The organism is Porphyromonas sp. C0026D3 (genome assembly GCF_056590775.1).
In genome coordinates this window covers 157,138-168,946 of sequence record NZ_JBWPWU010000004.1, presented here as the reverse complement: position 1 = coordinate 168,946, position 11,809 = coordinate 157,138, and the positions used below count along the sequence as shown (strand labels likewise).

8 protein-coding genes and 2 tRNA genes are annotated in these 11,809 nt (G+C 54.5%); 2 read left to right on the top strand and 8 right to left on the bottom strand.

Features of this window, described 5'->3' with window-relative positions:
- Positions 1-133 precede the first annotated feature (133 nt).
- Positions 134-631 (top strand): DUF3828 domain-containing protein, encoded by a 498-nt coding sequence (locus AC1EK1_RS04795; protein ID WP_480306652.1) that lies wholly within the window; start codon positions 134-136, stop codon positions 629-631.
- 789 nt (positions 632-1,420) lie between these two features.
- On the opposite strand, the gene AC1EK1_RS04790 is transcribed toward AC1EK1_RS04795, so the two are convergent.
- From AC1EK1_RS04790 to AC1EK1_RS04780, 3 genes are all read right to left on the bottom strand, one after another.
- Positions 1,421-3,571, bottom strand: coding sequence for an elongation factor G (locus tag AC1EK1_RS04790; RefSeq protein WP_480306650.1), 2,151 nt, complete (start codon positions 3,569-3,571; stop codon positions 1,421-1,423).
- 232 nt (positions 3,572-3,803) lie between these two features.
- A tRNA-Leu gene (locus AC1EK1_RS04785) sits at positions 3,804-3,893 on the bottom strand.
- A 12-nt stretch (positions 3,894-3,905) separates the two neighbouring features.
- Positions 3,906-3,978: transfer RNA gene (locus AC1EK1_RS04780), tRNA-Gly, on the bottom strand.
- A gap of 249 nt (positions 3,979-4,227) precedes the next feature.
- On the opposite strand from AC1EK1_RS04780, the gene AC1EK1_RS04775 reads away from it, so the two are divergent.
- Positions 4,228-5,097, top strand: coding sequence for a DMT family transporter (locus AC1EK1_RS04775; protein ID WP_480306648.1), 870 nt, complete (start codon positions 4,228-4,230; stop codon positions 5,095-5,097).
- Positions 5,098-5,150: 53 nt separating this feature from the next.
- On the opposite strand, the gene AC1EK1_RS04770 is transcribed toward AC1EK1_RS04775, so the two are convergent.
- The 5 genes from AC1EK1_RS04770 to pnp form a co-directional block, all read right to left on the bottom strand.
- Positions 5,151-5,666 carry a 1-acyl-sn-glycerol-3-phosphate acyltransferase gene (locus tag AC1EK1_RS04770; protein ID WP_480306646.1) on the bottom strand — a complete coding sequence of 172 codons (516 nt, stop codon included), beginning with the start codon at positions 5,664-5,666 and terminating at the stop codon, positions 5,151-5,153.
- A gap of 56 nt (positions 5,667-5,722) precedes the next feature.
- Complete coding sequence (zupT, locus tag AC1EK1_RS04765) at positions 5,723-6,529, bottom strand: zinc transporter ZupT (RefSeq protein ID WP_480306644.1); 807 nt, start codon at positions 6,527-6,529, stop codon at positions 5,723-5,725.
- A gap of 38 nt (positions 6,530-6,567) precedes the next feature.
- Entirely contained in the window at positions 6,568-7,941 is a 1,374-nt protein-coding gene (locus AC1EK1_RS04760; protein ID WP_480306643.1) for a UDP-N-acetylmuramoyl-tripeptide--D-alanyl-D-alanine ligase, read from the bottom strand.
- Positions 7,938-9,233, bottom strand: a complete 1,296-nt coding sequence (gene tyrS / locus AC1EK1_RS04755; protein ID WP_480306642.1) for a tyrosine--tRNA ligase — start codon at positions 9,231-9,233, stop codon at positions 7,938-7,940. The genes AC1EK1_RS04760 and tyrS overlap by 4 nt, the downstream gene beginning before the upstream one ends.
- Positions 9,234-9,490: 257 nt before the next feature.
- The gene (gene pnp, locus AC1EK1_RS04750) at positions 9,491-11,725 is read right to left on the bottom strand and encodes a polyribonucleotide nucleotidyltransferase (protein WP_480306641.1); all 2,235 of its coding nucleotides are present in this window, start codon (positions 11,723-11,725) and stop codon (positions 9,491-9,493) included.
- Positions 11,726-11,809 lie beyond the last annotated feature (84 nt).

Genomic DNA, 11,809 nt, shown 5'->3' with positions numbered 1-11,809 from the left:
CTCGGATGACCGGTTTGTCAAATGCAATCAAGCCTACTGTGCATCTCCCCCTCTCTGACATGCTACTTTGGATAAACGGAGGGAAAAAGATACCTTTGCGACAATACGTATTATTTATGTCCTACTAGCTAGTATGAAAAGATTTATTACGACTTTAGCTATCGCCACCATTGTCTTGGCCGGATGTACAGACAAGAAGGCCGAAAAGGATGATACCACAGCGACAGAAGTCGCTCAGGAGGCCACCACACAAGAGGCGGCTACTCCAAAGGTTGACTCAGAGGCGGCAAAATCCCTAATCACCCAGCTCTACACCGATCTTTATGTCAACGAGATCTCCAACGACAAGAGGGCAGGATTCCTTGGCGACAAGCTTAATGCAAAGCTAAACGAGAAGGATGGAGAGATGGCACTGATAGACTACGATCCGTTTATCGACGCACAGGACTATGACGCCAAGAGTGTCCAATCCTCACTCACCATCACGGAGGTGTCCGATGGCCTTTTTCAGGTGGAGGTAGAGCCTCTGAAGGGGTACAAGAAGACTCTCCGGCTGACACTGGGCCTTGAAAATGGGGCACTAAAGATCCTTGATATCCCCAGCGACCCCAATATTTCGGTCCTGAAGTAGGCCGACCAAACCATCATGCACAAAGGGGTGTGCCGGTTTTGACCATCGGCACACCCCTTTGGGTATATCGCCCGATGGGGATGCGTGCCGGCGGCCGGGCGCATAGCGGCCGAAGGAGGCAACCGGGTTGTGATGACCAAAGTATACAGTACTAAATATTGTAGCTGTTGAGAATAACTAATACTCCCACCACACTAGTTGACGTACCCCCTATCTTTGTCGGCAGAAAATCGTCTATCCGTCCAAGCGATTGCTTCTATCCGTGAAAAGTTTCGCTTCTATCCGTGAAAAAGATCGCTTCTATCCGTGAAACTCAAGGCGCTGTATAAGTGTTTGATTATCAATATCCCACAAGATGGGGCTTTTGCCCAAAAATGGCCTGTTTTTTTATCTTTTTTTTGAGGGTGCCTTTTGGTTGGGAAAAGTGTCGGACTTTGCCGACCTGTTTTGCGACCACTGGCGGGGTGCGACCGGCGTCCTTTGGAGACTGTTGCACGAAGGCGATATGCTGCGTTGCTTTCGGAATTCGGGCTAGGTCACGTACGTGAGTACGCTCCCTTCGCCCTCATCCTCAGCGCCTTGCATCTCATCCTTCGTGCAAAGTCTCAGCACATTTTAGCAAATGTGCGAGAATGGCACTTCGTGCAACATTCTCTTTTGGTGGGGCGGAGGCTCTAGTGGGGGCTGTTTTTGGGGGTTGCTTCTTGGTCGCGCATTTTTTTATGCCAAAAGAGACCGGCCCGGGGTACCCCCTGACCGGTCTCTTTCGTGCTCGCTTGGCTGTAGTCGCTACTCTTCGTCGTGGTGTGCGGCTAGGAGTTGCTCTTGGACGTCTTGTGGTACAAGCTCGTAGTCGGCAAACTCCATCGTGAACGACCCTCTACCTCCTGTGATAGAGCTGAGTGTCGTGGAGTAGGTGGAGAGTTCTTTGAGTGGTACTCTGGCGTTGAGCTCTTCGTAGCCATTTTGGCTCTCCATGCCTAGGATGAGTGCTCGGCGGTTTTGGAGGTCGCTCATGGTGTCTCCCATGAATTCTGCCGGGATCTGTACTTTTATGGTATAGATGGGCTCAAGTACTTTGGGACCTGCCTTCCGGAAAGCTTCGCTGAATGCGTTTCGTCCGGCTAGCATGAAGGAGACTTCGTTGCTGTCTACCGGGTGCATCTTGCCGTCGTAGATGATCACACGTACATCTCGGGCATAGGAGCCAGTCAGTGGTCCACGCTCCATCCGCTCCATGATCCCTTTTTGGATGGCGGGGATGAACCTTGCATCAATGGCTCCGCCTACGATGCTGTTGACGATCACCAGCTTGCCCCCCCACTCTAGGTCCACGACGATGGTGTCTTTGGGCGAGGTCTTGATCTCTTGCCCATCCAGCTTGTAGACTCCGGGCTGAGGCATCCCCTCAGTATAGGGCTCGACGATCAGGTGTACTTCGCCAAACTGTCCTGCTCCACCGGATTGTTTTTTGTGTCGGTAGTCGGCTCGTGCTGCCTTGGTGATTGTTTCGCGGTAGGGGATCCTGGGCTCTTGAAACTCTACCGGGATCTTGTCGTTGTTTTCGATACGCCACTTGAGGGTGCGTAGGTGAAACTCTCCTTGCCCGTGTACAATGGTCTGGCGTAGCTCTTTGGACTGCTCGATGACCCAGGTCGGGTCTTCGGCATGCATGCGCTGGAGGGCGGCGTTCATTTTCTCTGAGTCGCTTGTGTTTTGGGCCACGATGGCTCGTCTAAACTTTGGTGCCGGGTATTCGACGCTGGGCATTGAGTGGGTGACTCCTTTGGTGCACAGGGTGTCTCCTACACGCACATCTTTTAGCTTCACTGTGCAGCCGATGTCACCGGCTTTCATCTCGGTCAGGCGCATCTTGGAGGGTCCGTATGGGACTAGGAGCTGGGTGATCCGCTCTTTGGTCTCATCTCGTGTGGTGTTGTATAGGTCGTCTCCCTCATGCACGGTGCCACTCAGGACCTTGAAGTACATCACTTCGCCAACGTGTGGCTCTAGGTCGCACTTGAAAAAGTAGAGAATCGTGGGGCCGTTGCTGTCGGGGACAATAGGTGTGCCGTCTGCCGCTGTGGGGGGCTCTAGCTTGTCGGTGCAGGGGACAATGTCGCCCAAAAACTCTAGTGTCCGGCGCACGCACATGTCCTTGCCGGCACTGACACAAAAGACGGGGAACATGTCTCGGTTGATCAGCCCTTGACGGATGCCTTGGCGCATCTCATCCTCGGTGAGGGTCTCTTTTTCAAAAAAGAGCTCCATCAGGTGATCGTCGTGCTCTGCAGCGGCTTCTACCAGTGCTTTGTGGTAGGCTCCTGCTCTCTCTTTTTCGCTCTCGGGGATATCCAGCACCTCCGGCTTGCCTCCCTTGGGGCCCCAGCGGTACATTTTGTTGGTCAGGACATCGACTACTTCATTGAAGTTTGGTCCGGTAGTCACGGGGTATTGTACGGGGACGACCTTGCTGCCAAACTGTTGCTGTAGCTCGTGCAGGCTATTGTCGTAGTCTGCGTTTTCGTGATCCAGTTGGTTGATGATGAAGATGACCGGCTTTCCGAGCTTTTCGGTCTGTGGAAACTGGTTGACCAGCCCGACCTCGACTCCATATTGTGCGTTGACGACCATCAATGCGGTATCGGTCACGTGTAGTGCGCTGACTGCCGCTCCCACAAAGTCGTCACTCCCGGGACAGTCGATGAAGTTGATCTTGCGGTCTTTCCAGGGGACGGAGAAGAGGGTGGAAAAGACGGAGTAGCCGTACTCTTTTTCGACCGGGAAACGGTCGCTCGTGGTATTTCCCTCCTCTACGGTGCCTCTGCGATCGATGGCACCGCCCTCAAAAAGCATGGCCTCGGATAGGGTGGTCTTTCCGGAGCCGGAGCTCCCTAGGATGGAAACGTTTTTGATCTGGTTCGTTTCGTATACGTTCATAGCAAATTTGCAGATTAGGATTATGGTTTTTTGGTCTGGTTGTGGTTTTTGGCAGAGTATGGAGTCCTTTTGGTGAACAGTAGGTCGGGCTGTTGGACAAGCGGACTACCTCTCATCACCCTAAAGATAAGTAGTTTTCATGATGTAAGCAAATTTAGGGCATACAAAAAGAGACATTTTCTCAGCTCTGTAGCCAAGAAAATGTCTCTTTCTTTGTTTCCTTATCACGCTCTGGTACCCGGAGCGGGACTTGAACCCGCACGACCGTTGTCGGGTCAAAGGAGTTTAAGTCCTTCGTGTCTACCGATTCCACCATCCGGGCGGGTAGATCATGAGCGGAAGACGGGACTCGAACCCGCGACCCCAACCTTGGCAAGGTTGTGCTCTACCAACTGAGCTACTTCCGCGTTTTTGTTTCGTGCACAAAGGTACCAAAACATTTTGGATCGCCAAAATATTTGTCCAAAAGCTTTTGTCCGTCGGACTGGGATGCTGTGGGTGCTGCATTTATGCGGTGACCGGTGGTAGTGTGTATAGGTGGCTTTCGTGATTTTGGGGGAAGCCCGGGTGAGTCGTGGGATGAAGAAAGATGGTATCTTTGTGTTTCTGAAAAAAGAAGACGCTCATATGCCACAATGGTATTATCTCTTTGGGTCATGAATAAAATAAAAGGACATCTGCAAGGTATTGCCTCCTCCACGACTTTTGGTCTCATTCCACTCTTTAGTGTTCCTCTCCTGCTGAGTGGGATGCCTCCGGCGTCCGTGCTGGTTTTTCGTTTTGGGATCGCTGCTGTGGTGACTCTTTTGCTAGCCTTGGTGGGGGGTGTTTCGCTACGGGTGCGTCCAAGCCTGATGGTGTGGTATCTTGGGCTGGGGGTCCTCTATTTTTTTTCGGCAGTGTTGTTGTTGAGTGGCTACAACTATATGAGTACGGGGGTGGCTACGGTTTTGCACTTTTCGTACCCGGTCTTTGTGGCCTTGATCATGGCTTTGGGGTTTGGGGAGCGTCTGAGTATGGCCTCTATTTTGGCTATTTTGATGGCCCTGTGTGGGGTAGTCCTACTGTCGGGTATCACCTCCGGTGTCTCCGGTGTCTCTCTTGTGGGAGTGGGGATCGTCCTAGCCAGTGGTTTGGCGTATGCACTCTATATCGTGATCGTCAATCGTTCGTCAATAGGCCGTGAGCATCCGCTGAGGTTGTCCTTTTATATCCTTGGGCTTGCGGCGTTGCTCTGCCTGGCGTATAGCCAGACCGGGGATGGGCTGATCTTCCCGGACGGGCTCTACGGTTGGCTCAATGCTCTGGGGCTGGCTGTGATCGCAACGGTGGTGTCGAATGTGATGCTGATACACGCCATCAGCAACATTGGCTCCACTCCGACCGCTGTGATGGGTGCTCTGGAGCCTATGACTGCTGTGGTGGTGGGGACGGTGGCATTTGGCGAGGTCCTGTCGCCGGCCGGGCTTGTAGGGGTTGTCTTGGTGCTGAGTGCGGTGGTGACGCTGGTTTTTCGGAAGCGATAGCGGGGAGGGGTTGCGCTTTTTTTGAGAAAGGAGTGTGCGGTATCTCCCGCTCGCTACGCGGGGTTGTCGTTGTACCGCTCCGGCACTTTGCCCATGGAGGAGTGGTAGTAGGACTGTAGGTGTCGGAGGTCCTTGTCGATGTCTCCTGTGGGATAAAAGAGGTCGATGATCCCTACTTCTCGCTTGGCATAGTCGAGCTTGCCGATCTCGATGGGGACACCGGCACCCAGTGCGATGCGGTAAAATCCGGTCCGCCACCGCTCGGAGTAACCTCTTGTCCCCTCGGGTGTGATGGCCAAATGGAGGTTGGGGTGCGACCCAAAGGCCTCAATCATTGTGCTGACCATGGAGCTTCCTTTCACCCGATCCACCGGGACGCCTCCCAATGCTCTGAATGCGAGGTTTAGGGGAAAGAAGAACCACTCTTTTTTGATCAAAAAATTGGGCATACCCCCATAGGCGAGGTAGAAGACAAGACCTATCCAGAAGTCGGTGTTGCTGGTGTGGGGTGCGACACAGATGACACTCTGTGTCGGGCGTGAGGCCGGTATGATAGGCGTCCAGCGCATCACTTTGTGGAGGACGAAGGCCCAAAATCTGGACCGTGGTTTGGAGGAAGGGTAGGTCATAATAAAACGAGGGTAAATGCCATGATCACCATGCCGAGTATAAGTCCGATGATGGCCAAGTGGTGCCGACCGTACTGCTCTGCCGCCGGTAATAGCTCATCCAGGGAGATGAAGACCATGATGCCGGCGATGCCTGCGTTGATGATTGAGATCAACTCCGGGGTGATAAAGGGGCGTAGGATGAAGTAGCCGGCGAGTGCGCCCAGTGGCTCGGCTAGGCCGGATAGGAAGGAGACCCAAAAGGCCTTGGAGCGATTGCCACTGGCATAGTAGATCGGGACGGCGACCGAGATGCCCTCCGGGATATTGTGGATGGCGATCGCAATGGCGATGGGTATGGCGAGTGATACCTCGTTGAGTGCGGTCAAGAAAGTGACCATCCCCTCGGGGAGGTTGTGCAACCCAAGGACAAGCGCACTGAGTAGCCCCACACGGTGGAGCTTGCCAAAGTCGGGGAGGTTGTCGGGGTTTTGCATATCCTCGATCATATGCACCTCATGAGGGTTCTCCTCTTTTGGAATCAAAAAGTCTAGGATCATGATGATCGCTATTCCGCAAAAGAAGGCAAGGATCGCATAGGTCACACCCATCTTGTCGCCATAGGTGGCACTGAGGCTGACCTGGGCTTTTGCCAGGAGTTCCATGAACGAAATGTAGATCATCACACCGGCGGAGAGCCCGAGTGAAAAAGCGAGGAGTCCAAAGTTGGTCCGCTTCGCAAAAAGGGCGATCAAGCTACCTATCCCGGTAGCCAGTCCGGCAAAGAGAGTTAGGGCAAATGCCCAAAGTACGTTTTGTTCCATGTGTTTGAGGCGAGAAAATAGGGATGCGGATCGCTCCGTTATTCGGTCCGATGTTTGCTGATCCAGAGTCTGCCATCGTAGGTCTTGCCCTCCAGTGCCAACTCCTCCAGCGTCGAAAAGACACGCTCCAGTCGGATGCTCCTCGAGCCTTTGACCAGTATGCAGCTGTCATCGGGGATCTTTTGCCCCTTGAGGTAGCTGACCAGCTCATCGACATCCGCAAAGCACGGGTACTCCTCAGGTGCCAAAGCTGAGAAAGCATGGCCACACAGCAGAGCGTGGATAGCTGGGTGCTGGCGTAGCCATGCCAGGATAGCACGATGCTCCTCCGCTGTGGCCACACCCAGCTCGAGCATGTCGCCCAGGATGGCGTACTTGTGTTGCTCCGGTGCCTCGGACAGATTCTCAAGAGCCTCGTGCATACTGGAGGGGTTGGCATTGTAGGCATCCATGATGACATTGATCTCGCGGTGTAGCTGCTCGATCTGTGAGCGGTTGTTGCTTGGGGCATAGCTCTCAATCGCATTGCGTATGTCGGCCATTGGGACCCCGAGGTACAGCCCTACCGTGGCCGCTGCCAGGACATTCTGGTAGTTGTACTTGCCGGTAAGCGAGGTCGGTACCATGTCCTGCGCTCCCATTCCGGAGACCAATACGGTCAGGTGTGGCTGGTCGATGAGGATGCGTCCTACGACGTCTAGGCGGTGCTCGACACTGTGGTGCGAGCCATACTTGAGGCGGGCAAAGTCGCTCCATCGCTCACGAAGGCGGTCGTCATCATCGTTGAGGAAAAAATCTCCTCCGGTCTTTCGGAGCTGCTCCGGCAGTTCACTCTTGGCCTCCAGTACCCCCTCCACGCTGCCAAAGCCCTCTAGGTGAGCTTTGCCGATATTGGTGATGAGTCCGGCAGTGGGTTGTGCAATGGCAGATAGCAGTCGTATCTCCCCCTTAGCGCTGGCCCCCATCTCAATGATTGCCACCTCGTGCTCCGGGCGTAGTCTCAGGAGGGTGAGCGGGACCCCTATATGGTTGTTGAGGTTGCCTTCTGTCGCCAGCACGTTGTACTTCTGGTTGAGGACGACATGGCAGAGCTCCTTGGTGGTTGTCTTGCCATTGGTACCAGTGATGGCGATCACCGGCCCGTGAAAGGTCATCCTGTGGGTATAGGCCAGCTCTTGCAGGGCACGGAGTGTGTCGGGGACATAGAGATAGCGCTCATCTTGCTGTGCCAGCTCTTTGCGGCTCACCACAGCATAGGCCGCCCCTGCATCCAGTGCGGCTTGAGCGTAGTCATTACCATCGTGGTTGGGCCCTACGAGAGCAAAGAAGAGATCACCCTTCTGCACCCGACGATTGTCGGTGCAGACATTGGGGTGATGCAAAAAGTAGCGGTATAGGAGTTTGCGGTTCACACGAACTTTAGGAGGAAGTAGTTCTTTTTGCCCCTCTGAACGATCATATACTTCCCATCTATCAGGTCGTCGTTGGTTGGGCGATATTGTGCGTCCTCCACTTTCTCTTTGTTGAGGCTGACACCTCCACTCTGTATGAGCTTGCGCAGCTCCCCATTGCTTTTGAAAAAGCCTGCATGCTCTACCAGCAACTCCAGTAGGCCGGTGCCACTTCCGAGCAGATCACGCGATAGCTCCGCCATAGGCACGCCGTCAAAGACGGACAAAAAGGTCTCCTCATCCACCTTCTGCAGGGTGTCCTTGGTCGCTTGGCCAAAAAGGATCTCACTGGCCTGTACTGCCATGTCGTAGTCTTCGCGTGAGTGTACGAGCGTGGTCAGCTCTTCGGCTAGGCGCTTTTGGAGGATGCGTTGGTGTGGTGCTTGTGTGTGCTCTGCTTCCAGAGCCTCGACCTCCTCACGCTCCAGCATCGTAAAGATGCGGATAAACTTGCCGGCATCCTCATCCGAGACATTGAGCCAAAACTGATAAAACTTGTACGGTGTTGTGTAGCGCCTATCGAGCCATACATTTCCGCTCTCTGTCTTGCCAAACTTTCCGCCATCCGCCTTGGTGATCAGTGGACAAGTGATCCCAAACGCATCATTGGCACCCAAGACGCGACGGATCAAGTCTACACCGGTCGTGATGTTGCCCCACTGGTCCGATCCTCCAAGCTGGAGTCGGCACCCCTCTGCCTCGTAGAGGTGTAGGTAGTCGTAGGCTTGTAGTAGCTGGTAGGAAAACTCTGTGAACGACAGCCCGGTCTTGGAGTTGGCATCCAGGCGTTTCTTCACCGAGTCCTTGCTCATCATGTAGTTCACCGTGATGTGCTTCCCGACGTCTCGTATAAAGTTGAGAAACGAGTAACCCTTCATCCAGTCGTAGTTGTTGACCAGCTTGGCCGCATTGGGCGCATCACTCTCAAAGTCCAAAAACTTGCTCAGTTGGGCTTTGATAGCCTCTTGGTTGTGCCGGAGCGTCTCTTCGTCGAGCAGGTTGCGCTCAGCCGACTTGAGTGAGGGGTCTCCGATCATACCGGTGGCACCACCGACCAGTGCGATGGGGCGATGTCCGGAGTTTTGGAAGTGGCGGAGCATCATCACGCCCACCAAGTGTCCGATGTGTAGCGAGTCCGCTGTCGGGTCGATGCCCAGATATCCGGAGACTACACCCTTGCTCAGCTCTTCTTCTGTCCCGGGAGTAAGGTCGTGGATCATTCCCCTCCACTTCAGTTCGTCTACAAAGTTCATTTATGTCTATATCGCTTTAGAGTGTCACAAAACATTGCATGCGCATGTGGATATCAAGCGATCAACCACCTGCTTTGCAAAGTTAATCAGAAATAGTAAGATCCGGAAACCTGTTTTTCCCCCTTTCTCGATTTCCACTTACGGCACTCGCTCCCCCATGACAATCATTGTGGGTATAAAAAAAGGAGGCCCCACCGGTTGATGGGGTCTCCTTTTTTCATATCGGCTCCGATGAGCCTATCCTTGTAGGCTGAGGATCATTCGTTGTCGTTGCGACGATTGTCTCCGCGATGGCCTTGGCGCTCGCTACGTTGGCCACCTCGTCTTTCGTTGTCGCCACGCTCTCTGCGGGGACGTCTCTCCGGCTCTACATAGCCCTCGGGCTTTTCGATGATGGCACGACGGCTCAGGCGGAACTTCCCGGTCTTTGGATCTACCTCCAGGAGCTTGACCTGGAGCTTTTGGCCCTCTTGTACTCCGGTCTCCTCGATGGTCTCAAAGCGCTTCCAGTCCCACTCACTGATGTGGAGCAGACCCTCCTTGCCGGGCAAAAACTCGATGAAGGCACCATACGGCATCACGCTCTTCACGGTTCCCTCATACACTTTGTCTACCTCAGGGATGACGACAATGGCGTTGATCATCTCCAGAGCCTTGTCGATAGCCTCCTTGTTGCTGGCGGCTACTTCGATCACTCCGCCCTTCTCGGTCTCCTCGATGTTGACTGATGCACCACTCTCCTCTTGGATACCTTGGATCACCTTTCCGCCCGGCCCGATGACCTGACCGATGTACTCCTTGGGGATCAGCATGGTGGTGATGCGCGGGGTCTGTGGCTTGAAGTCCGCACGTGGCTCGGAGATCGTCTCCTCTATGATGTCCAGGATGTGGAGGCGTCCCTCACGCGCTTGGGCGAGGGCATTCTCCAGGATCTCGTAGCTGAGGCCATCCACCTTGATGTCCATCTGAGTGGCTGTGATACCATCGCGAGTGCCGGTGACCTTGAAGTCCATATCACCCAAGTGGTCCTCGTCGCCGAGGATATCGGATAGGATTGCATAGTTTTGCCCCTTGTTTTCCGAGATCAGCCCCATTGCTATACCACTTACCGGCTTCTTGATCTTCACACCGGCATCCATGAGTGCCAGAGTACCGGCGCACACAGTGGCCATGGAGGAGGAGCCATTGGACTCCAGGATGTCACTCATGACCCGAACCACATAGGGGTAGTCCTCCGGGATCATGTTTTTGAGTGCACGCATGGCCAGGTTGCCGTGTCCAATCTCGCGACGAGATACCCCTCGTGATGCCTTGGCTTCTCCGGTGGAGAAGGGCGGGAAGTTGTAGTGGAGCAAGAAACGGTCCTTGCCGTAGTTGAGGACATCGTCCACCAGCTTTTCGTCGTTTTTGGTGCCGAGCGTGACGGTCGACAGAGATTGGGTCTCTCCACGTGTGAAGATAGCAGATCCGTGTGGGCTGGGTAGGCAGTCCACTTCGCACCAGATCGGGCGGATCGTCCGAGTGGTCCGGCCATCGAGGCGCTTGCCGTGATCTAGGATGGCACGACGCATAGCCTCCTTCTCGGCATCGTGGTAGTAGCGGTCGATGAGGGCTCCTTTGAGGAGGAGCTCCTCTTCCGTAAAGGTTGCCTTGAAGTCCTCCACGATCTTGCCTAGGCGTTCGCCGCGTGAGTGCTTGTTGGTATCGCCCGACAGAGCCACCTCGAGAGCCTTGGGGTAGAGTTCGTCGTGTATGCGTTGCCTGAGTGCCTCATCGTTGGCCTCCGGCTCGTAGGAGCGTTTTTGGGTCGTTCCGAGCTCTTCCATCAGCTCTATCTGTACACGGCACTGCTCCTTGATCGCCTCGTGTGCGACCTTGATTGCCTCGAGCATGTCGGACTCCTGTACCTCCTTCATCTCGCCCTCCACCATCATGATGTTGTCGAGGGTTGCCGCAACCATCAGGTCTAGGTCGGCACGCTCCAGCTGGTCGGTGGCGGGGTTGATGACAAAGTCGCCATCAATACGTGCGACACGTACTTCCGAGATGGGACCGTGAAACGGGATATCACTCACCGCCAATGCCGCCGATGCCGCCAGTCCGGCCAGTTGGTCGGGTAGCTCATTGACATCACCGCTAAAGAGGGTGACGCTCACGTACACCTCAGCGTGGTAGTCGTCGGGGAAGAGGGGGCGCAGTGCGCGGTCTACAAGCCTGCAGACGAGGATCTCGTAGTCGGATGCTCGTCCCTCACGACGGGTGAACCCTCCGGGAAAACGGCCCACAGCCGAAAACTTCTCCTTGTACTCCACCTGGAGGGGCATGAAGTCGACATCCGGCTTGGCCTCCTTGGCGGCGACTACGGTTGCCAACAATACGGTGTTGCCCATGCGAACCGTTACGGCACCGTCGGCCTGCTTGGCGAGCTTGCCGGTCTCGATGGTGATCGTACGACCATCGGGCAGGGTGACGGTTTTAGTGATAACATTCATATCTTGATCTTTTTACGTAAAAAATAATTGGATTCTTTTTATACCTCAGTACATTCGGGCAAATTTACCCAAATCTTTTGAGAC

What these genes read in the sequence shown, in the direction of transcription:
- tyrS (WP_480306642.1), bottom strand. Translation starts at nt 9,233, where the DNA reads ATGAACTTTGTAGACGAACTGAAGTGGAGGGGAATGATCCACGACCTT.
- pnp (WP_480306641.1), bottom strand. Translation starts at nt 11,725, where the DNA reads ATGAATGTTATCACTAAAACCGTCACCCTGCCCGATGGTCGTACGATC.
- AC1EK1_RS04795 (WP_480306652.1), top strand. Translation starts at nt 134, where the DNA reads ATGAAAAGATTTATTACGACTTTAGCTATCGCCACCATTGTCTTGGCC.
- AC1EK1_RS04775 (WP_480306648.1), top strand. Translation starts at nt 4,228, where the DNA reads ATGAATAAAATAAAAGGACATCTGCAAGGTATTGCCTCCTCCACGACT.
- AC1EK1_RS04770 (WP_480306646.1), bottom strand. Translation starts at nt 5,666, where the DNA reads ATGCGCTGGACGCCTATCATACCGGCCTCACGCCCGACACAGAGTGTC.
- zupT (WP_480306644.1), bottom strand. Translation starts at nt 6,529, where the DNA reads ATGGAACAAAACGTACTTTGGGCATTTGCCCTAACTCTCTTTGCCGGA.
- AC1EK1_RS04790 (WP_480306650.1), bottom strand. Translation starts at nt 3,571, where the DNA reads ATGAACGTATACGAAACGAACCAGATCAAAAACGTTTCCATCCTAGGG.